29 protein-coding genes and 2 pseudogenes are annotated in these 20,954 nt (G+C 40.5%); 3 read left to right on the forward strand and 28 right to left on the reverse strand.

What is annotated here, in order from left to right:
- Positions 1-27: 27 nt before the first annotated feature.
- From KI350_RS12835 to KI350_RS12900, 15 genes and pseudogenes are all read right to left on the reverse strand, one after another.
- Positions 28-789: a hypothetical protein gene (locus KI350_RS12835; RefSeq protein WP_025809940.1), complete on the reverse strand. Its 762-nt coding sequence runs from the start codon at positions 787-789 to the stop codon at positions 28-30.
- 88 nt (positions 790-877) lie between these two features.
- The gene (locus tag KI350_RS12840) at positions 878-1,711 is read right to left on the reverse strand and encodes a prohibitin family protein (RefSeq protein WP_020451587.1); all 834 of its coding nucleotides are present in this window, start codon (positions 1,709-1,711) and stop codon (positions 878-880) included.
- Positions 1,704-1,844 (reverse strand): hypothetical protein, encoded by a 141-nt coding sequence (locus KI350_RS12845; RefSeq protein ID WP_023857597.1) that lies wholly within the window; start codon positions 1,842-1,844, stop codon positions 1,704-1,706. The genes KI350_RS12840 and KI350_RS12845 overlap by 8 nt, the downstream gene beginning before the upstream one ends.
- A 310-nt stretch (positions 1,845-2,154) precedes the next feature.
- Complete coding sequence (wrbA, locus tag KI350_RS12850) at positions 2,155-2,769, reverse strand: NAD(P)H:quinone oxidoreductase (RefSeq protein ID WP_026579653.1); 615 nt, start codon at positions 2,767-2,769, stop codon at positions 2,155-2,157.
- 201 nt (positions 2,770-2,970) lie between these two features.
- Positions 2,971-3,579, reverse strand: coding sequence for a flavin reductase family protein (locus tag KI350_RS12855; protein WP_023857599.1), 609 nt, complete (start codon positions 3,577-3,579; stop codon positions 2,971-2,973).
- Between the two features lie 21 nt (positions 3,580-3,600).
- Positions 3,601-4,539, reverse strand: a complete 939-nt coding sequence (locus KI350_RS12860; protein WP_025809935.1) for a ring-cleaving dioxygenase — start codon at positions 4,537-4,539, stop codon at positions 3,601-3,603.
- A gap of 368 nt (positions 4,540-4,907) precedes the next feature.
- Entirely contained in the window at positions 4,908-5,363 is a 456-nt protein-coding gene (locus tag KI350_RS12865; protein WP_075754554.1) for a MarR family winged helix-turn-helix transcriptional regulator, read from the reverse strand.
- A 180-nt stretch (positions 5,364-5,543) separates the two neighbouring features.
- A complete protein-coding gene (locus KI350_RS12870) occupies positions 5,544-6,149 on the reverse strand; it encodes a TetR/AcrR family transcriptional regulator (RefSeq protein WP_020451582.1) in 606 nt (201 codons plus the stop codon).
- Between the two features lie 323 nt (positions 6,150-6,472).
- Entirely contained in the window at positions 6,473-6,775 is a 303-nt protein-coding gene (locus KI350_RS12875; RefSeq protein ID WP_020451581.1) for a hypothetical protein, read from the reverse strand.
- Between the two features lie 16 nt (positions 6,776-6,791).
- Complete coding sequence (locus tag KI350_RS12880) at positions 6,792-7,274, reverse strand: GNAT family N-acetyltransferase (RefSeq protein WP_025809932.1); 483 nt, start codon at positions 7,272-7,274, stop codon at positions 6,792-6,794.
- 131 nt (positions 7,275-7,405) lie between these two features.
- A complete protein-coding gene (locus KI350_RS23395) occupies positions 7,406-7,900 on the reverse strand; it encodes a DUF2935 domain-containing protein (protein ID WP_374706243.1) in 495 nt (164 codons plus the stop codon).
- 24 nt (positions 7,901-7,924) lie between these two features.
- Positions 7,925-8,205, reverse strand: a pseudogene (locus KI350_RS23400) (DUF2935 domain-containing protein); the annotation flags it as partial.
- An 82-nt stretch (positions 8,206-8,287) separates the two neighbouring features.
- The gene (locus KI350_RS12890; protein ID WP_023857602.1) at positions 8,288-9,151 is read right to left on the reverse strand and encodes a manganese catalase; all 864 of its coding nucleotides are present in this window, start codon (positions 9,149-9,151) and stop codon (positions 8,288-8,290) included.
- A gap of 76 nt (positions 9,152-9,227) precedes the next feature.
- Positions 9,228-9,767 (reverse strand): thiol-disulfide oxidoreductase ResA, encoded by a 540-nt coding sequence (gene resA, locus KI350_RS12895; RefSeq protein ID WP_105980974.1) that lies wholly within the window; start codon positions 9,765-9,767, stop codon positions 9,228-9,230.
- A 61-nt stretch (positions 9,768-9,828) separates the two neighbouring features.
- On the reverse strand, positions 9,829-10,269 hold the full coding sequence (locus KI350_RS12900) for a hypothetical protein (protein ID WP_039072735.1): 441 nt from the start codon (positions 10,267-10,269) through the stop codon (positions 9,829-9,831).
- A 209-nt stretch (positions 10,270-10,478) separates the two neighbouring features.
- On the opposite strand from KI350_RS12900, the gene KI350_RS12905 reads away from it, so the two are divergent.
- Positions 10,479-10,805 carry a YxeA family protein gene (locus KI350_RS12905; protein WP_217626321.1) on the forward strand — a complete coding sequence of 109 codons (327 nt, stop codon included), beginning with the start codon at positions 10,479-10,481 and terminating at the stop codon, positions 10,803-10,805.
- 36 nt (positions 10,806-10,841) lie between these two features.
- Here the strand turns inward: KI350_RS12905 and speG are convergent, their stop codons facing one another.
- The 4 genes from speG to KI350_RS12925 all read right to left on the reverse strand — a co-directional run bounded on the left by speG (position 10,842) and on the right by KI350_RS12925 (position 12,730).
- Complete coding sequence (gene speG, locus KI350_RS12910; protein ID WP_020451574.1) at positions 10,842-11,384, reverse strand: spermidine N1-acetyltransferase; 543 nt, start codon at positions 11,382-11,384, stop codon at positions 10,842-10,844.
- Positions 11,385-11,412: 28 nt separating this feature from the next.
- Entirely contained in the window at positions 11,413-11,730 is a 318-nt protein-coding gene (locus KI350_RS12915) for a DMT family transporter (RefSeq protein WP_020451573.1), read from the reverse strand.
- Between the two features lie 2 nt (positions 11,731-11,732).
- Positions 11,733-12,065 carry a DMT family transporter gene (locus tag KI350_RS12920; protein ID WP_020451572.1) on the reverse strand — a complete coding sequence of 111 codons (333 nt, stop codon included), beginning with the start codon at positions 12,063-12,065 and terminating at the stop codon, positions 11,733-11,735.
- 80 nt (positions 12,066-12,145) lie between these two features.
- Positions 12,146-12,730 (reverse strand): TetR/AcrR family transcriptional regulator, encoded by a 585-nt coding sequence (locus tag KI350_RS12925; protein ID WP_020451571.1) that lies wholly within the window; start codon positions 12,728-12,730, stop codon positions 12,146-12,148.
- Positions 12,731-13,290: 560 nt separating this feature from the next.
- Between KI350_RS12925 and KI350_RS12930 the strand changes: the two genes are divergently transcribed.
- Positions 13,291-13,911, forward strand: coding sequence for a hypothetical protein (locus KI350_RS12930; protein ID WP_020451570.1), 621 nt, complete (start codon positions 13,291-13,293; stop codon positions 13,909-13,911).
- Positions 13,912-14,263: 352 nt separating this feature from the next.
- Here KI350_RS12930 and KI350_RS12935 read toward each other — a convergent pair whose 3' ends face one another.
- From KI350_RS12935 to KI350_RS12975, 9 genes and pseudogenes are all read right to left on the reverse strand, one after another.
- Positions 14,264-14,437: a hypothetical protein gene (locus KI350_RS12935; protein ID WP_165389276.1), complete on the reverse strand. Its 174-nt coding sequence runs from the start codon at positions 14,435-14,437 to the stop codon at positions 14,264-14,266.
- A 119-nt stretch (positions 14,438-14,556) separates the two neighbouring features.
- Positions 14,557-15,033 (reverse strand): Rok-like winged helix domain-containing protein, encoded by a 477-nt coding sequence (locus KI350_RS12940; RefSeq protein WP_026579660.1) that lies wholly within the window; start codon positions 15,031-15,033, stop codon positions 14,557-14,559.
- A 130-nt stretch (positions 15,034-15,163) separates the two neighbouring features.
- Positions 15,164-15,736 (reverse strand): GNAT family N-acetyltransferase, encoded by a 573-nt coding sequence (locus tag KI350_RS12945; protein WP_145685455.1) that lies wholly within the window; start codon positions 15,734-15,736, stop codon positions 15,164-15,166.
- 33 nt (positions 15,737-15,769) lie between these two features.
- The gene (locus tag KI350_RS12950; RefSeq protein ID WP_145685454.1) at positions 15,770-16,252 is read right to left on the reverse strand and encodes a DUF4944 domain-containing protein; all 483 of its coding nucleotides are present in this window, start codon (positions 16,250-16,252) and stop codon (positions 15,770-15,772) included.
- Positions 16,253-16,357: 105 nt separating this feature from the next.
- Complete coding sequence (locus KI350_RS12955) at positions 16,358-16,954, reverse strand: SAM-dependent methyltransferase (protein WP_145685451.1); 597 nt, start codon at positions 16,952-16,954, stop codon at positions 16,358-16,360.
- 110 nt (positions 16,955-17,064) lie between these two features.
- Positions 17,065-17,286 (reverse strand): hypothetical protein, encoded by a 222-nt coding sequence (locus tag KI350_RS12960; RefSeq protein WP_026579662.1) that lies wholly within the window; start codon positions 17,284-17,286, stop codon positions 17,065-17,067.
- 59 nt (positions 17,287-17,345) lie between these two features.
- Positions 17,346-18,316, reverse strand: a pseudogene (locus tag KI350_RS12965) (alpha/beta hydrolase family protein).
- A gap of 240 nt (positions 18,317-18,556) precedes the next feature.
- Positions 18,557-18,859: a hypothetical protein gene (locus KI350_RS12970; RefSeq protein ID WP_039072733.1), complete on the reverse strand. Its 303-nt coding sequence runs from the start codon at positions 18,857-18,859 to the stop codon at positions 18,557-18,559.
- Positions 18,860-19,489: 630 nt separating this feature from the next.
- The gene (locus tag KI350_RS12975) at positions 19,490-19,918 is read right to left on the reverse strand and encodes an HIT domain-containing protein (protein ID WP_026579666.1); all 429 of its coding nucleotides are present in this window, start codon (positions 19,916-19,918) and stop codon (positions 19,490-19,492) included.
- A gap of 666 nt (positions 19,919-20,584) precedes the next feature.
- Here KI350_RS12975 and KI350_RS12980 point away from each other — a divergent pair.
- Positions 20,585-20,902: a hypothetical protein gene (locus KI350_RS12980; protein ID WP_026579667.1), complete on the forward strand. Its 318-nt coding sequence runs from the start codon at positions 20,585-20,587 to the stop codon at positions 20,900-20,902.
- Positions 20,903-20,954: the final 52 nt, after the last annotated feature.

A 20,954-nucleotide genomic window follows, 5' to 3' on the forward strand; every position in this document is an offset into this window, starting at 1 on the left:
AAAATGAGTTTTTTTCAAGATTTAAGATCATGCGCGGGTTTGATAAATCTCCAACGCTTTCTTGATAACATTTTTATCGTATCCGGTGACATCATGGATTTTCTCAGTCCAGCCTTCAATTGTGTCCGGCTTCGCTTCTCTGTATAATCCTTTGCTCGTGCTAAGATATATGTCCCAGCCGCTGAATTCCCAATGCGCGATTTCATGTTGAAACGGAATTCTGCATTCCAGTAATGGCGCAGGCTTCAATGCCGCTTGCGAGCATTCAGCTGCCTCCCAAAAAACGGACATGTCAACAGGCTCTGTAGAGTAGACTTGAGTTGACACCTTTCCGTTCGGCCGATGGTAAAGGACCTTAACTCCGCCGGTTGTCGGCTTGACTTGAATTTGTGCTGCCGGGAAAAAACCGTCCAGCTTTTCACTGGTATAATCTTCACATTCGCAGTCGATCAGAATCGGCTGCAGCCATTGATCTCCCAGATCACATAAAAAGCGCCGTCCTCTTTCATCAAGCGCGATGACTGCGGCATGCGCGCGTTCTGTTTTGAACGAACGGCCGATCGGAAAAGCTTCCACTCCGTCTTTTGTAAACTCGTCCAGCAGCCAAATCGAAAGGTCAAAGCAATTGCCGGCAATGCCGTACTCTTGGTGGTGTTCCTTCATCATTGAGACGTTCCGCTGTTTCTGATCTCCTCCCTGATGATAAAACCATGCCTTTGTCAGCGTTTCCATCGGAAAAGCGTCGAATCTTCTCCACGTACGGAGAATGGCATCCGGAGCAAACATCATCTTCCCCCCTGTCCAGAAGCGATTGTTAACACTATTATATACGGGCGACCGAGACGAAAAAAATCCCTTAGCAAGGGATTTTTTCGTTTTATTTTCCTTTCTCATCAGTCGGAATCTGGATCAGGGAATTCGATCCTGTCGCTTTAGGCATTTTTCCGTCCCATTTTTGGATCCATTGATACTTGATCATTTCATCTGACATCGATTTTTTAATAATTTCATTATACTCGGCAATACCTTGAGCTTCGATCTTTTTCTTTTTCGCTTCCGCTTCGGCGATCTTCAGCTCTGTCTGCGTTCTTTCCAGTTCCTGCGAAGACTTCACGCGCGCGTCAATCGCTTCCTGGGTCGCTTTATCAGGCTTTGGCACACCGAGTGTTAAATCGTCAATGACAAAGCCGAGCCCCTTCATATCATCTGCAAATGTTTTTTGGATTTCTGCGGCGGCATCAGATGATTTTTGTCCGTATGTATCAATGACGGAGTATTTGGAAATCGACTTTCTTGCAGCGTCCCACAGCCTTGTTTTCAAGTAGCTGTTTTCGATTGATTCAATATCGACCGCTCCGAATTTATTAAACAATTCTACGACTTTATCAGGCTGAACGACATAGTTGTAGGCGATGTCCATTGAGATGTTTTTGCCGTCAGAAGTAGCCACTTGAATATCCTGATTGTTTACAGTCTGCATCCGCACCGGATATCTTGTGACTTTGTCAAACAGTCCGACTAAATGCCAGCCTTGATCAAGCGTTTCCGATTTCACCCCGCCATTCGGAGAATAAACGACGCCGACATATCCGTTCGGAATTTTCTCGATGAACAAGGAAGCTGTGAATCCTCCGATAATTAAAGCAACAGCGACAATGATTCCGCCGAGCAGCGTTTTGTTTTTATTCTTCTTTGGTTGTTTTTCATTCATCTTTGTCATCCTCCAGCGTTTTCTTTATTTTGCTCGCCCCGCTTCCGACTTTTTTAAAAAGCGGGCTTAACATAAGCCATACGCCAAACCCTATAATGGATAGCAATATGATCGAACCAATCATGACTTTCACTTTTGTTTCACCCCTTTTGCATTTGTTGATTGATCGTATGACTAAATAAAATCATTTCACTTATGTTTACGTTCATATGAACTTAAAGTTTCATTTTTTTAAAATGTAATAGAAAAAATTTTATCATTGCAATTGCGAAATCAATGGCATCGTTAAAGGATATGTCGGATATCTTACTCTTTATGCCGCGTATATCATGGCGTGTTCGCAGTCAAATGAAGACGAAGCGGCATGCCGAACCAACTATCAGCTGGGCACATACTAAAAAAAGAGCCAAATGATTGGCTCTTTTAAAAATATTAAATTTCAATTATTGTTGATTGCCCTTTTTAACCCATTCAGCTACTGTCACTGTGCGTTTAGCTTGATGTTTCACTGCAGCTTCCACGTCTTCAATCATCTTCCCGTTTTGATCGACTGTAACACTCGTTCCATATGGATTTCCGCCAGCCCCGAAGAGGACAGGATCAGTGTATCCCGGAGAAGCAATAATAGCTCCCCAGTGCATCATTGAAGTATATAAGGACAAAATTGTTGCTTCTTGACCACCATGTGGATTTTGAGCGGAGGACATTGCGCTTACAACCTTATTTACTGTCTTTCCGTTTGCCCAAAGTCCGCCTTGTGTATCAAGAAACTGTTTCATTTGGGATGCCATATTGCCAAAGCGTGTTGGTGTACTGAATATAATAGCATCTGCCCACTCTATATCTTCTGAGGATACGACTGGAATGTCCTTTGTTGCATCAACAGTGGATTTCCACACTTCATTTCCCTCAATGGCTGATTGCGGAGCCAATTCTTGTACTTTTAAAACTTTGACCTCAGCACCTGCTTCTTCCGCACCTTCTGCAGCCCATTTGGCTAATTGATAGTTTGTTCCGCCCATACTATAAAAAACTACAGCTAATTTTACATTTGACATATGATCCAGCTCCTTTGATTTTCTAAATAGTTTGTCTAAAAATCCCATGTTTTAACACCTGCTTTTTTGTTTTCTTTTCGGCAAACCTTTTAAGAACCACCCCCTTGAAGTGTTTCGCTGCCATTATTATTCCTTGCTAGAATAAACTTAAAACATTTCAATTTAATGAATCTCAATTTCGAGATATTATGGATGGTTATATTACTTCGGTCTTTTTCTGGTGAAGATTTCGCCAATCTTTGCGTAATCATGCCCGGCTAAACGACTGATGGCGCCGAGGCCTCTTGGATCGATTTTTCCATTTTCATAGATGTCGCTTTCGATATGATATTGAACGACTCTGCCTATCATGAAATCGCATCCGTCAGAGTGCTTATCTCCCAACTCTAATGAGTACTCCAGAACACATTCCATACGCACTTTTGCTTCTTTCACGCCCGGCACCGAGACTTTCACACTTTCGACGGGGGTTAACTCCGCTAACTGAACTTCACTTTGACTTGGTGGTAGGCTGGCGGCCGTTAAATTGATTTTTTCAACGTTTTGTTCATCAACGATATGGACCACAAATTCTTTGCTGTTCAAAATGTTTCTCGCTGTATCCTTTTGGCTCCCTGCAAAACGTTGAATAGAAAGGGAGATCATCGGAGGATTTGAAGATACAATATTAAAGTAGCTAAAAGGAGCTCCGTTTAAGACGCCCTCCTCTGATAAACTTGTAACAAATGCAACCGGTCTCGGTATAATACTCCCGATTAAAAACTTGTAGTTCTCTCTTTCTGTTTTTGTATTGGGATCAATGGACAGCATCGAATCACTTCCTTACAAAAATTAATCCAGCGCCTTCACTGTTACAGGAATTAATCTTCTTTCTAACTGCTCTCTGTAGTGTTCATACTGGGCCGGCAGCATTAACTGTTCTCCCATTGTTTCATACGATTCATCATGGGCGAATCCTGGTGGATCTGTTGCAATTTCAAATAAGATTTCCCCGTGTTCTCTGAAATAAATCGCGTTAAAATAATTTCTGTCTTGCACAGGTGTAACACGGTATCCGTTTTCCGCAACATATTTTTGCCATTCCAATTGATCATTGTCATCAATGGCTCTCCAGGCAATATGGTGAACTGTACCCGTCCCCATTTGTCCGCTTCCTATAGTTGTTAGCTTCAAATCAATTATATTTCCTATGTCACCAGCAGAACGAAAACGTACAAAATCTCCTTCTTCTCCGACTTTTTCAAGTCCCATGACCTTTTCTAATAATTCAGCCGTTTTTTCGGGTTGTTTGGATAACAGTGTTGCTCCGCCAAATCCTTTGATTGCATTGTCCGGTGTTATTTCCCCTACTTTCCAGCTGTTCTTTTCCCCTTGTTCTCTTTCGACAATTTCCAGATGAAGACCATGAGGATCATCGAACTCCAAGTATTCCTCTCCAAAACGGTTCATTTTTGTATAAGGCACATTGAATTTTGCTAATCTGTTTTCCCAAAAAGCCATTGCGCCTTTAGGAACGACGTAAGAAGTCACTCCCACTTGACCATCTCCAATGACTCCTCGACGGGCACCTGCCCAAGGAAAGAATGTAATAATCGTTCCCGGTTTCCCGCCTTCATTGCCAAAATAGAGGTGGTATGTTCCCGGATCATCAAAATTAACGGTTTTTTTCACTAAACGTAAACCAAGAACGCCAGCGTAAAAATCCACGTTCTCTTGCGGATGGCCGACAATCGCTGTAATGTGATGGATTCCGCTTGTTTTCTTTTTCATTCCACTTCACTCCTCTTTCATGAAACATAGCTTTATGATGAGAAATACGTTACAAATTCATTTACAGGTTTTCTAAATCCCCGTGGTTTTTCTGCTTTTTATTTTTTCCTTCTTTAAAAGATCAAAATCAATGGACAAGCATCCCTGCCTTTTTCTTTATAGGACTCCGGGCAGTTTTCAACCTCCGTAGATTTCTGTTGCTTGATGAAAAGCCTTTTTGTCACCCAAAACGATGATGACTGCCGATGAGCCCAGGATCTTGTTATGTCATGAAGCTCCTGTTCAGAAATAGAATACCCAGTTCAATATTTATTTCTCATTATCATGAATTCATATATTTCGAATTCGAGATATTGTCATAAAAAAATTTACATGCTTTGGGCATGGAAGCCAAGTTTTTTTAACTTTTCAATTAGAACTTCTTTTTCTTTTATGTCTAAGCCGCCGAAAATGCCTTTCATAGCTGTTTTATGTTTTGGAAAAAGATTGTTCATCAGTGCAGTTCCTTCATTCGTTAAAGCAGCGTATGTTATACGGCGATCTTTAGGACAAGGCCTTCTCTCTATTAACTTTTTCTTCTCCAACTTATCTACAACATAGGTAATGCTGCTGCTTGCGATTAATACTTTTTCGCCTATTTTTTGGATCGGCTGATCGCCTTTACTATAGACTAATTCTAGAACAGCAAACTCAGTTGGGTTTAGTCCTAAACATTTAATATCCTCTTCCACACGCTTTTTAATCGATTGCAGTGCACGAGACAACACAATAAATGCCTTTAAAGACAACTCCTCTTCGTATCTCTCCATATCTTGACTGCCCATGGTATTCATCCTTTTTGATTATCTCGAATTCGAGATAATTGTATAATAACAATATGCTTGTGTCAACTTTTTAAAATTGTTTTCATTGATTTGCGGCGTACCATTGACAAAGAGGATTCGGATCTAACACAAAAAACCGCCGACTCAAGGTCGGCAGCGCCGGCTGTTTCAGAAGTCTTGTCATACATGAAATAGTTTGTCTTTTATCTGGAGATGCAGCTTCGGATTCAGCAAGAAAATAATGGACTGAAGCTGTTCCTGTTTATTAATCGAGGGATCCGCGTGGTGTTGATGGTTGTATCCGTTAAAGATTGCAATCAGCGTGGTGGCCATCACCTTCGGATTGAGCTGTTTTTGAACGATGCCTTCTTCCTGAAGCTGCTCGATCAGTTCGACAAAAAACTCTCTCCACTGCTCATACAGAAGGGCTACTTTTCTTTGAATCTCAGGATATCTATGACTATTTGCCATAAATTCCAAAAACAAAGCTGTCGAATGCTCTTTATTTGATGTTTGAATCAAGTGTTCAATCCCTGCGAGCAATCCCCTCAGCGTCTTTTTTCGAAAACAATTCATGCTGGTTTGAAAGCGATCTTCCATTTGCTCATTCATAATATGGAGAAACAGCATCTCCTTTGACTTGAAATACAAATAAAACGTAGCTTTAGAAAATCCGGCTTCTTTCATAATTTCATCTACAGAGGTTGCCGAATATCCATTTTGGGCGAACAGATGATATCCGGCTTCTACGATCTTTTGAACCGTATTCTGTGTCTTCTTTTTCATTAAGCTGTCCTGTCCTCTCTACTTCTCTAATTAAGTTAACCATCTATGTATTGAGATATACTGGGAACGTCAAGGACTCGTTATGTTAAAGAAAATTGGAAAAAGACGCTTAAAATCTTTTGCTCAAACATACACTTGCAGCCTAAGCGGACGTTCTTTCATCAAGCATAGCAGTGACATATAAACACCGCCAAGTGACATTAGCCCGGTAAGTCAACAAGGTCAATCGCCCTAACAGGCCGGTAGCCGTATGTTCCTTTCCTTGCAAAATTCCCAACATTCATTCTAGCATTTACTGCTAAAAACTTCATATATATTGTAATTTATTTAATTGGATTTTTCTGTTTTTTAAAAGCCTCTATGAAATACCCGGGGTCCGCATCCACTTCATAAGCAAATACCCCCTGGTTCGTATGGAGGTAAAGCAAACCGGCCTCGGAAAAAGGTCTGTATGATACATCGTGGACGTGCTCAAGGCGATACTGGCGGCTTGCAGTTAAAATTTTATCGTTGTACAGGTACATTTGATTATGCTTTTTTGTATAGGTTTGCCGGTTAAAATCAATCGTCCGTTCTGTTTTGTAGTAGCTGACAGCCGCGATGGCCTGATGGCACCCGTCTTTCATTTGAAACCTCCATTTGCTATTCGTTGATTAATTTGGACATGACATATTCATCAACATATTGTCCTTTTACTTTCAAAGCGTGCTTTTTAGTGCCTTCAATGATAAAACCCATTTTTTTGTATAAACGCACGGCGGCTGTATGATGGGTCATGACAGTCAGCTCATTTTCTTCACAGGCCCATTTTTCCAATGCCTGAAACAGCTTTACTCCAATACCTTGTCCAATATATGTTTGGCGTATGCCGATGATGATATGGGCACGGTGGCGTGTTCTCTGAACCTGTCCTCTGACTGCTGCAACATATCCGACTAAGCTTCCGTCATCAGCCGCACAAACAAAAACTTCACACACGCCGGATTGGATCTGTTTGATTTGACGTTGTGCCTGAAGCTTTCGTTCACCCGGTTCAAACAGCATGAATTCAGATTCTTCATCGATCGTTTCACAAAGCTTCAGATAGTTTTCTGCATCTAAAGCTGTTAATTTTCTGACATGCAAGAAAGGCCCTCCAAACAGTTTTTAGATTATCTATATATTCTGAATTATAATCGCATGAAAAAGGCTGTGCAAACCGCAGGTGCCAAGATCGATTCGCGGCTTCATCAAAAAAAATAGCAAAACCGCCGGCATTACTTTTCAAGCAGCCTCGGTTTCGCAGGGTCGCACGCAGGTTTTTGCGTATTTGTCGATTCGGCGATTTTCATTAAATAATAGCATTCTTCCCTCATCATGTGGTCTGCCATCAGCGCGGAGAACGTACCGAGCATCTGATCTGTAAGCTCCAGCTCCTCCACTTCTTTCAAAAAGGTACGAAACAGCTCAATCTCAAGCTTCACGTCTTTATTCATCCTTCTGAGAGCGGGAAAAGATTCAACATTCGCTCTGAGATACCCCGTCAATTCAACGGATTTAATATAGAACTGTTCAAAGTGTTTGACAAACTCCCTGCTCTTCTCTTTCAACCGTTTTTCCACCGCATCCAGGTCATCGGCAATTGCTCCAGCATGTCCGGCGGCATCCATCAGCCACAGCATATGGTGGTGCAACTCGTGGAAAACAGGCGGCACTTCCCGTTTTTTTAAGTATTTTAGCACAAGCAAGTACTCCTCCAGTTCATTTACCATATGGTTGATAAAAGTCGGAGGAAGGTGAATTTTAATATCGCCTGTCAGGTGCCTTTTAATGATGGAGAGTTTAAATTTCCTGAATTGAAGGGCATATTCTTCAGCTTCAAGCGTTAATGAATACAAATCAGGCGAAGCATTCACTTTTTTCAGCAAAACATCAAACGTCTGCTTGAACTGCTTCGCCTTTTGAATATCTTCTTTTTCCCTTTCAGCAAAGAATCCAAAATAAAACGCGCATGATCACCCAAAACCTGAAGCCAAAATTTATGTTCAAAAACGGCCGTCTCCTTATAAGTTTTCAAGCTTGCGCCTCCCTTTAAATACCATTCTTCACTATGGCTATTCGCTGCAAGCCCGAAATATGATCATGCAAATAGAAGCTGATCAATAAAGATTCGGAGGCAGTATGTCATCCCGGGGATGTTGAATAACCGATGGCGGCGTATCATGAATATATGCAGGCGCAGGTTTTAGCACCGGTTTTTTCGCAAGGGGCTGAGGATGTTCAACATACTGAAAAACGCCTTCCCCATCCATGCTCGGTCCCTTCGCCCATCTGCCTGTAGCGCTCTCGTTGCCTCTTGAAAAATTAAATAATACATGGGAGACTTCCCTTTTTTCCAGATGGCGCGGAAACGTGCTTGGGACGACGACATTTTCTTTCGCTTCCAGTTCTTTAATGGCCGCAAGCCACTGGTTTTGATGCATCGTATCCCTTGCAATCAGCCAGGACAGCATATCTTTGACACCGCGGTCCGTCGTCTCTTCATAAAGGCGGACAGCCTGCAGGCGTCCCTGTGATTCCGCGTTTAAATTTGCTCGAAAGTCGGCAAGCAAATTTCCGCTTGCAATAATATAATCGGCAGTCCAGCGGTTTCCCACACTGTCGGCCGGCATCGCCCCTAATCCTGATACGATGGCATGCTGCGGATTCATCCCTCCGAGAATGGCACCGAGCACCGGATCTTTTGCAGCTTTTTCAAGATCGCCGACCGGCGCACCGTCCAAAAGCCTTGCAATCATCGTCGCCAGCATCTCGATATGGGCGAGCTCTTCAGCTCCTGTATCCATCAGCAGATCTTTGTACTTGCCGTTTCCTCTGACACTCCAGCCTTGAAAAAGATATTGCAGAGCTACTGATATTTCCCCGAACTGTCCTCCCAGTATTTCCTGCAGCTTTTTCGCAAATAATGGATCGGGTTTTTCAGGCTTTGCATGATACTGCAGTTCTTTAATATGAAAAAACATAAGATCGCTCCTCTCCTGAGCTACCTTATGAACGATAAGAACAATAGGTGTTTGTCTATCCCTTTTAAATGAGTTTCTATGAACCGCTAAGAAGGTCTTCAATCCACATATCAACTTGCCGCTCAGACATTCCTCCGACATACATCCGCTCTGGTCTTCCTTCCCGATTAATGAATATACTTGTAGGCAAATAATAAATTTCCCAAGAACGGTAAGCTTCAGCCGATTGATCCAAAGCGACCGGAAAAGTTAAGCCATGGCGGTCGACAAAGCTCTTTACCGCACCTTTCGATTCACGCACATTGACAGCGATGATTTCAAAACCGTCTCCTTTAAAACGGTCATAAGCTTTTTGCATGACCGGCATCTCCTCTTTGCACGGTGTACAAAAAGTCCCCCAAAAGTTGACAACCACCGCCTTTCCCCGTAATTTTTTCAGTTCGATGTCACCGCCCTCTAAAGTCGATAATTTAAAATGTAATGCCTGCTGATGAAGGGCAGTGCCTGCCTGTTCATTCCGGCCTCCGGCAATATGCTGATAAAGAGCAAAACCAGCCGCACAACATAGGAGCAAGAGGATGGCGCCTCTCAATAAAAGCAGCGTTTGTTTTTTCATTTTTTTCTCCCGATATGTTAGCCCTAATATGAAAAAAGGACTCTCCTCTGCTGGGCTTTCTTTATGATGAGTAGTCCGGCATTTCATGCTCAAAGCCGTAAAAGCCTGTAATTCCAACATCTCCGCAGCCTGACACTTTTGTGATATCCAGGAAATGATTGCGGTGCGGCGTCCCGCTCACTTTATCTGCAGCACTTAAATGAAGATGATTTCCAGTAAATTCTTTCTCGCTTAAAGTGATCGCATGACCTGTTAACGTGATTCTCTGCAGCTTGATGTTGAGTGTACAGCCTTCTGCATTAAAAATCGTAAACTTATAATACAGCCATGTCGGGTAGTAATTTACATTGGTGCTGTCCGCCATAAAAAATCCCACTTGATCTTCAGTCATTGTCATGGTCGTCTTTTTCTCATCTTTTGTAACCGCGGCATCAGCAGGCTGAATATGAAAACTGCAGGCCATCATGATTGAAAACAACATCAAAAATAAATTTTTTTTCATTGGCGCCCCTCCCTTTTTCCATATTATAAACTTTATTGAATAAAAAGGATATTGAAATTTAATCTCCCGTGTCAAGATGAGTGTGCCGAACGATCCCTTACAAAAGTGTAATGTTCATGTCACGTTATTCGATTTTTTTATCAGACAATGAGTCTTAGAATGATAAATGAGGTGAAATTGTGAAAAAGCATATCGTATGGATCAGCCTGATGATCATATTTACCGCATTATTAAGTGGATGTAACTTAAACCGTGTGGGAACAGACGAATATTATGTTCACATTACCGGAAACGGGAAGGAAGACACGTCGAAGTTTGACGACGGCGAGGAATACTCCGTCTTCAAATATGAACTGGCCGGTTTTGATGAGGACGGTCAAGAAAAAACAATGGAATTCACAGCTGATAAAAACCTTCGTACAGGCGCGTTTTTACGGCTTTTCTATTCTGAAAATAAAGGCGTGAAATCGTGGGAAGAGGTTGAAAAAGACGATATTCCCGACAAAGCCAAAGATCGATTAGGTGTGAAAAATTAAAAAACATGCGGGAGATGGCGGCGCCATCTCTTTTGTTTATCCTTGCATGCCTTCCTTTTTGCTTTTTTTAAGTGATAAAAATTCATCCTGAAAAATGCACATTCTAATAGCGTTACGATAATAGCCGTCAACGAAAAATTCATCCTGCAGCTCGCTCTCGATTGTGAACCCTGCCTTTTTATACAAGTGAATCGCTTTTGCATTATCTTCGTCGACGATCAAATACAATTTGTGCAAATTCAAAACGGAAAACGCGTAGTTCATCGCCAAATACGTTGCGCTTGACGAATACCCGTTCCCTTGATGCTCGGGATCAATGATGATTTGAAACTCCGCCCGTCTGTGAATATAATCAATTTCGACCAGCTCAACCAATCCGATCATCTCAGTCTCTTTCTCTATGATAAAGCGCCGTTCGCTTTGGTCATGAATGTGTTTGTCAAACAAATCCTGCAGCTCAACAAAAGTCTCATACGGTTCTTCAAACCAATACGACATAATCTTCGCATCGTTGTTAAGACGGTGGACAAACGGAAGGTCTTCTCTTTCGAGCGGACGCAATTTAAGCTGATTGAACATATCAGCAACCTCCAATATAAATTAAAATTTAAGATGATGTAAGGCGCAGGCCGATCACCCCGATTATAATAAAGCCAAGTGAGATGAGCTGCGGAGCGCGAATCCGCTCCTTAAACCAAAATAAGCTGACTGCCGTAATGCCGATGCTGCCGATCCCGGTCCAAACGGCATAGGCAACACCGGCTGAAAGTGCCTGCATGGCTTTCGAAAGGCAGAAAAAAGACAAAGCAAACCCCAATACCATGACAATAATCGGCCATTTTTTTCTTGTGCCGTCTACATATTTCATAGCGATGGCGGCAATGACCTCTTCGATTCCAGAAATAACCAAAAATAACCACGGCATGATCAATCACCCCCTGACTGGGTATTGTTCTCTTTTGTAAACATTTTCATGCCAATAATGCCTCCCAACAGCACGATCAAAAAAAATATTTGCCCTCCTGAAAAGGGTTCGCCCATAAAAACACCCGTCACATATGTGCCGGCCGTTCCGATTCCGACAAATACGGTATAAGCCGACGCCATCGGAATGTTCCTGTAAGATCGTATCAGCATGAGAAAACTTGCCGCGATCAGTACAAAGATCATCAGCCAATCGGCGAAGGAATCCGCATGTTTAAGACCTGAGGCCCAAACCACTTCCAAAAAACCCGCAATAATGACGAGGAGCCAACTCAATGATAACACCCTTCCTGTTGTGAATGAACGTCAGTCATTTTTAGGCCGATAAAAAATGAACAGCTGCAGCCGGTCATTTTTCACTTGGTTCCTATGCTTCTCTTTAGAAAAGTAAATATTTCTTTTTTGAACACACTGAGCTCTTCGTCTTTTTCCGCCCCGATGTAATAACGTTCCGCTGTGTTTTCGACAAAGTTGATAATCGTTCTGGCCGTCCAGCGCACATTGATGTCCGGAATGACCTCGTTTTTCTCAACTGCTTTTTCAATAAGTCCTTCAAGCCAGGAATAATAAGGCTGATAGATCGCCTCCCATTTTTCCATCGAATGGTCAAAGGCAAGACCTGAGTAGCAAAGAACGATAATATCCTGATGAAGTTCCGTCATGTTGAACGTCTCATCAATCATGATGTCCAAGGCGGTCCAGAAAGACATGGTTCCGTCGACCTTGCTCTTAATATGGTCCAAAGAATGTGTCAGAAGATTTTCCGCGATCGCTGGAATCAGCGCATTTTTAGATGAGAAATAAAGATAAAAAGTGCCCTGCGCAGTGCCTGCTTTTTTCACGATATCTGAAATCGACGCCTTATCCAGCCCCTTTTCAGAAATGACTTCAATGGCCGCCTGCAAAATCTTTTCATATTTCCCGGACGTTTGCTTTGGCATGTTGCAGACCTCCCTAAAAATGAATGACTATCATTCATTTTAGTGGAGCGGCTTTTCATTGTCAACCGGGCGGCGCAGGACTTATTTCCTTAAAATTTCTTTAAAATCCTAAGCATAAGCTGTCTTTGGATATGAATCCCTTTTATACTTTACACATATACCGAAAACAGATGGAGTTGATATTGTTGAAACCGCTGATCAAGCTGGCATGCGGAGCTGCCTCTCTTATCGCAGCCGTCCTCGCAATATGTTTTGCAGTGAAACGGAGCAAAGACAAACAATAGGAATTAGGAAAAGTTCTCAGCAAAGCTTTTCTTTTGCTAAAAGTTTTTTTGTTGATCTCCCTGTTCATTTTAAAGAGAAATGCAATGCATAGTGATCATGAAATCGAATAATCGATTAGACCTCCTACAGCTTTCTATGAATCTTTTTGGACTATTATGCTATATGAAAATATGCACAAAAAATATAACACTTGGAAAATCAATATGATATAATCATTACTCTAATGAGTAAATAAAGAGCTTTTTTAAATATATAAACGACGAAGGGGCTATAGAATGGAACTTACGATCACCAGAGCACTAAGCGAACTCAAAATGTTGGATAAAAGAATCAAGCGGGCCGTAAATGAGAGTACATTCGGAGGCTTGATGATCGGAAAGAAACTGCCGAACGGATTTCGGACAGCCGAAGACTTGGAAACTAGGGCGAAAGCCGATTATCAATCAATTGAAGCCTTAATCAAAAGGCGAAATGCCATTAAGTCTGCCATTGTTGTATCCAACGCGACGACCAAAATCGAAGTGGCCGGAGTCAAGATGACTGTGGCTGAAGCCATCGAAAGAAAAACCTCCATCAGCTACGACATTCAGCTTTTGGATAAGCTGAAAGAAGTGTACGCTGATTTAGTCGACGAGGCCGAGAGCGTCAATCAAAAAGTAACAGAAAGACTAGACAAACATCTGGAGACTCTTTTCGGAAAAGACGGCAAAGTAAAAGCGGCTGAAAACCAGGAAATCGTCAAATCTTTCCTCGCTGAAAATGAAGCAAAAATCATCGATCCGCTGAACCTAAAAGAGAAGATCGATTCCTTGTCAAAAAAGATCGAGGACTTTGAAATGGAAGTTGACTTTGCATTGTCCGAGAGCAATACACTCACCAAAATCAAAATCGATTAACGGCCGATTGTTAGCCAACCGAAAACCGATAAAACTAAACACCTTCCGAGGGAAAGGTGACTCCCTCCTTTTATTTCATCTGCACAGCCAAAGAGACGCTGTGCCAACATTGAGATAAAAGCTCAAAGCTCAACGTTCAACGTTTACAGCTTAAGTATCAAAGCTCTTAACAGTTCAAAGCTTACGCCTTAAAGTTAAAAGATCGATAAAATCTGGGAGAAACGGCTGCTTGAGCATTTGTTTACCGGCTCAGTCGGTTGCCGCCCAGCAGGTTGGCTAACAATGGATATCAATAACAAAAAAACGTCTATATAGACGTTTTTTTAGTGGATTCGCAAATCAAAGGATGCGCTCAATCTTTCTGTTTGTCCTTTTCTATATGCACCCAAAGATAATAAATCACCCCGCCTGCTAAAATAAACACAATCCCCAAGTGCCCTTGCTCTGAGGGAACAAAAAATTGAAATAAAAACGCTAAAATTAAAGCCGGTACCATAATCATGAAGTATTTCTTTTTATCCAACATGTAAAACACCCTTACATTGATTTTAGCTAACGATACGATATAAGTGCTGTTTGGTTTCAATTTTTAAAGATTCCGCTCTGATTTATGACATATATGAATCTAGAATTATGACGAAAACCTCAAAGGTCTTTTTCTTTTTGCAAAATATAATGGCCGCGGGCAGGTTTTTTAATATCTGGGCGATGTTTCATTAAGCTCTTCATAAATGTTGTCATGTTTTTAATCGGAAAGCCGGTTTCTTTCTCGATTTCAGTTTTGAGCTTAATGCCTTTCAAGCCCTCTTCATAGCGGCTTAAAATGTTTAAGGCAGCCTCACGCTGTATGGTTGTTTTTGATTGGAAAATAGTATGAGATGGAGTTTTGATGGGCGGATGTTTGTCAGCGGCAATCTGGGATTGTTTTAATTCCTCTGCTGCAGCGCTTGCCAAGTCGATTAATGAAGATTTTTTGTTAATTGCGGGATCACTCTCCCGATCCAATTCACGCAGCTTCGAATAAATGTCTTGTCGTTCTTTCCGCAATTCCCGCATCACCTGAATCTCCGCATCACCTAGCTGTTCAAGTCTCAAACGCAACGCTTCTCTTTCGTCGAACATATCTCCCACATCCTAAAATTAAGATTCCATTATAGTTTATAGGACTTTTTTAACTTTAACAATTTATTTAAAAATAAATTCAAGAAAAGTTCTTTTTATCGTTAAAACATATATGGAATATAAAGGATGATTACGTTATTGATGTTCTTGTATCAATCGGCATATCCTTCGTCCGTCTCCTCCAAATCATATGATCATATCCTTTCCCCCAATAATCCTTCAGCATATAGTCAGGCTCGCCGAATTTCTTCTTCCATATTTTCTGTGCACCGGGATAACCGCTGTCCAAACAAAATTCCTTCACTCCCCGATTCAGAAAGGTCAAAAACATAACGTTGAACAGCAAAGACCCGATTCCGCGTCTTTGATAATCCGGGTGGACAAATACCGTCCCTACCTCATATAAATCCTTTAAAGCCCCATCCGTACAAATATCGATCAATTCGCTGGCAGGGCCATATTCGATTGTACCGATGATTTTATTCAGACGTTGATCTGAAGCGATAAAAAAGTGCCGGCTCTTCCCTTTGCTGTCTAAGTCTGCTTTCAAGTATTGCCTCTTACTTTCAATTTCACTTTCTTGATCATCAAGCAGATCGGATATCCCCTCTTTAGCAAAAGTATCCTCGACCACGATTCTCAAAAACTGATTCAGCTCTTCAACGTCGTCAATTTGCGGCCTTCTGATCTCAATTTCATTCATTTTAAATCACTTCCTTATTCAGTGATTGTCGTTTCATTTATACCACGGAATCTTGGTTAATTTCATTATTTCTGCGTCCTCTTCATCTCCGGTTTTCCACTCCACATTGACTGATAACGCATGCCCGATGACATCCTCTTCAGGCATAAAATCAAAAGTCGCGATATGATCTTCCATATGGCCTCCGTCATCCATTTCCTCTCCGGTATACTCAGAAAGATCGTATTCTCCTCTATCATCATACTTTTTGCCGTCTATGTATAAGGTGATTGTTTTCACAATCGTTCTTTTCGCATCTTCTTTCGCGCCATCCCAATACAAATTCAAAAAATAATTAGGCCCGATTGACGTTTTATCTGATTTCTCAATCGAAGCATGCCACAGACCGCTTTCCCCCTCTCCTTCATACACCACTTTCTTTCCGAAGATCATTGCACTGACATATCCCCCGCCAATTAAAAGCAGAAATGCGCTGCTGATCATCAGCAGCCGTTTGAGTCCATTTTTGTTTTTCATCATTTCCCCCGCTTTCATCACAATAGTAGTGATGACGGTGAAAAAAGTTACGCAAAAAAGGCGCCATAAACGGCACCTTTTTAAAATCATATTTCCCCGGAGTATTCAGCGCTTTTGACCAATAAATTGAATGACATGAGACAGGCCGTTGTGCCAAGCCCCTTCATGACGAACGACTTCTCCCATAAAAAAGTGGACAATACGCCAATCTGAAAAGGTTTGTAAAAATTCTTCCGGTGTATATAAAAGCTCCGGATCCTGCGGCCCGCCGCTTTTGTAAGGAATTTGGTGCGTCGAATACACTTCCGTCACGAAAAATCCCCCGGGCTTCACGGCTTCTTTTACTCCAAGAAGTGTTTTTCGGCGCAGCTCTTCTGGAAAATGTCCAAAAATACATACAATCTCGTCCCACTGCCCTTGATTCCAAGACGCTTCATTTAAGTCAACAAGCTCCGTCTTCACCGATACATGACGGGTTTCAGCAAGCTTTTTCGTTTTCTCCAACCCTGACTCGGCATAATCCCATGACGTGACGTTCATCCCTTGTTCTGCTAAAAAAACCGCATTGCGCCCCTCGCCTTCTGCAATGGCTAAAGCATCACCCGACAATTGAAGTTTTTTCTGCGAATCTGCCAAAAACGCATTCGGTTCCGTTCCATACACATAGTTCTCATCTTGAAAGCGCTCGTGCCAAAAGTTCATCGTTTTTGTTCTCCTTTTTTTAGAAGCTTTCATATCAATGATATACCCGTTTCTTTTAGATGATGCATCTCATTTTCGCTTCGCAGTCAAACTCGATACTCTCCTTCGAATTAACCCTTATCATTTGTTCGCAAATGAACAATAATCATGATGACGCCTAAAATGAGAAGCAAAACAGGATAAAACAATACAGATGATTGAAAATAAACCGAAGCTTCACTATTGCCATCTGCATCCATTATATAATGAGGAAAAGCAACAGATAACACCTGTAAGAAAAACAGCGTTAATAGACCCAGCAAAATTGAAACAAATCCGGAAACAAAGTACATAAAAAAACCTCCTATTCGCACATTTTGAAAATTGCCAGCTTTTTAATAAATTAAAGAAATTATCCCTCATGAAGCTGCTTTAATTTTTTTCGGATGAAAGAAATCGTATCTAATGCCAGCTTTTTACGACAAAGAACAATTCCGGCATGGCCACAATTGTAGAGATGTCTTTCGGGTTTCCCCCAGCTCTCCCATAACTTATCGGCATCCTCTAAGTGAACATATTGGTCATGAACGGCGGAAATCAGCAAAATGTGATCTTTGTTAACTTTCGGCACAGCCTGACTGGGATCTGTAATTTCCCAATATGTTTGTAAATCTTCATATGTCACACCGTACTGTTCCAATTCTTCTCTTATGAATTTACCCGGGATGGTATTCCATATCGCATAAGAAAGACGATTGGCATAAAATATCGATACCACGATGTCGATTTCAGTCTCAAGGGCAGCCAGTAAATTTGTCATCCACCCGCCTAAACTGACGCCCACTATAATAACAGGGCCGGTTTTATTTGCTTTGATCCAGTGAATGAGTGCCCGTAAATCCACGACAGCTTGTCTTGTTGATTCAACTGTACGATTCAAATTCGCACTTATCATCAATTCACCGCTGTAAAGCGAATGTTCCGGCTCTCTTTCAAAATGATACGGAAGAGAATAGTAGTACATGTTCCATTCATCATACGATCATGAAATATCTTTTTTATTCTGTCGTATGAATCCATTCGCCAGCCGTGTACAAAAATAACATTAGGTTGATCTATATCATTCTTATTTAAAAAAACCTCGCCTTTTAAACTATCATTGACAGGGTCCCCGGATGGAATGATAGATTCATAGCTGAAATGTCCAGCCAAATAGTTTTTTCTCGCTTCATGAAGAGTAAAGGAGACATCAGCCGCTTTTGCTTGATAGAATTCGTCCCTGTCAATCGAATCCAATGAAAAAGCGGAAAAGTGTTTTTTTTTACTTCTTTTCCTGTGCAAATCATATAACGCTAAACGATCGATCATCTTTGCCAAAAACACTTTTTGTCCTCCTGATTGGTATAAGTAATGGTGCTTTTTTGATTGAAGGCAGTTCCGCCAAGTCCTTTCACACAGACCATTGGCCATTTAATCGGCTGAGCCTGATGAATCCACGAAGCTGCCTTGACAAAAGGGGCTGTTCACAACACCAAATATCAAAGGTAATTATGATTGCTGCGGTTTATCGGGTAGAACTTGCTTTATTTTCACCAAGAGAACTGTATTCAAACAAGAATGCTGTTATAGTTGTTCTAAAAATGCTAATAGTTCTGAATCATTAATTTCAAAAATTATAAATTGAATATAATCTATTTTGTTCGTATCAGGGAAAAGAAAATGATTTATCGTAAATTTCGTGGCGGATTTCCCCAACATACCGGCAATACGCAGGGCGATGTCTACATTTTCAAAGTCAATATCAAAGGATGCAAACTCTTGAATCTCTTGATTCACATAGTAATTCTTTACTTTTGTCTCCATTGGGTTTGATGGGTTTGACGCGCAATTAAGAAATTTCCTTAGTTTTTCCGGATCGAAATTCATCAATAGTCCCCTTTAAAGTATAGTGGATGCAACTTTTATGTAGAGTAAGGCCTTTGCTTACGGTCCTTACCGATATGCCATACAAACTGTTAGGATTAAAGCAAATGGATACAAAACCGATGCTAATCTCTGCTTCTTTTCATCAATATGAATGAAGTTTTTACGAGATAAAAATTTGCGAATCTCGGGTAATAATATCAAAATAACTTGGGACAAGAAAGACAGCTTTTGCATCAGGGTAAGTGGACTAAACGTAAACCCGACTCCCGCATTCCCTCCTATCGTTGTCCATTACATATAAAAATTAAGGAAAGGGATGACGAAGCAAAATATAAGTCTATATTGATTAATATAACAATCGTATTTTTCAGCATTAATGCCTTTAGAAGAAAATCTAAATCCGTAGATGAAAAGAAAAAGTGTCCCCATGCTTAATATCGGCTGCTTGATAAAATACGCCAATACAAAAGCTATTAAAAACATAATTTACTCCCTTGCAACCATTGTTAATCATCACCATTATACAACAAAGGAAAGAATTTCTGGACGAAATGATGAATTCAGCAAAACCTGCACGAGATCATATCAAATCATCTTTCCATTTTTAAATTCTAGGACAATCTTTTCTCATCATCTCCCTGTAATCTTTCTCCATACCGAAAGTAAGTTACTTTTCTCAGCTGCAGTAAAGTCGGTGTTTAATTTGAATTCAAACTTTTCATTCATGTGTCTCGGTATGACATGAAAATGCAGGTGCTTAATATCTTGCTGAGCAAAGTGACCGTTGTCTGAGAGTATCGTGTAATCATCACAAATACCTGAATGAATTAATATTTGAGGTACTTTAATTAAAGAATCCATTATTTCATTAGATAGATGGGGATCGTTAATATGATCGAGTCTTTCAATATGCTTATTTGGTATGATTATTGTATGGCCACATGTAACAGGATTTATATCAAGAAATGCTGTTACATCGTCATTTTTATAAACCTCATAACTTGAAATTTTTTGACTAACGATTTCACAAAATATACATTTGTCCATTTCACTACCCACACTTTGTTAAGTGTCCCTCTCTTTCTGAAGTTTTTTCGGATGCCCAAACTCACAACTCGTTAAGATCCTTTATAAACTAGAGATATTTGAAAAATGATCTAGCTATGTTTAATCCGAAATTCGAAATGATTACCTTCCTTTATTAATCCAAAGAATATTTTCCCTGCATGTTAAAATAGAGAAAGAAACCGAACTTTATTAATCGGTCTCTTTAATATTGATTTCTTTTTCTTATAAACATTCCCAAAATACACCCGACAATTGCCGCTGCAACATTGAGTATAAGTTTATTCTCCAGGGATAAATTTTTGGAAGAATACTCAATATAAAAAGTCACTAAAAATACAGCAATACCCGCGAAAACCGGCGGCAAAAATCTAATAACAATCTCCCCTTCTGATAATTTTTCATTGCTTCGAATTCTTTCATTTAATCTAATCATTTGTCGGCAGCTTAGCGTGCTACCTTATTTTATATACAGATAATAACATATCAACCTATATATAGATACAGTTCGATTGATACATGAGTTATTTCCTTAAGACAGCGTTTGGAGTTGCGATTGAAAATCAGAAATTCTTATTGCCCAGTAATGATCGATATAGTTAAAGATCTGCGGTTTTTTTAACTTCATTAATATCACTATAATTTTAAGGAGTCAGTTGGATGTTTATAAAATATAATGAATATGATTTATTAGAACTTTTTGAGAGTGAGCCAGCCAGTATAGCTGATGATCCAGAGGCCGGCGAATTTATTTATACTTATAAAGATAATCAAAACTTCAAGTTAATTTTGATGCTGGATGTTTATCAACTAACTTGCAGCCTGGATATAACCTATAAAGATTTCGCGGTATTTACAGGTGTTTTTCAAAACGTAACTAGCATTAAGAAAGTTGAAAATTTCATGGTTGTAAGTATTGGAGAAGAAGAGAGAATAAAAGTAAAATTCACTAAGCAAGTTGGAGTAGAATTACTTTAAGCTTTTAAGTTGTGTTGAAAAATAACTTTCTTGGCGGGATAAGATTGCATTT

Origin of the sequence: Bacillus sp. J41TS8, from assembly GCF_018333035.1 — a bacterium.
GTDB lineage: Bacteria > Bacillota > Bacilli > Bacillales > Bacillaceae > Bacillus > Bacillus paralicheniformis.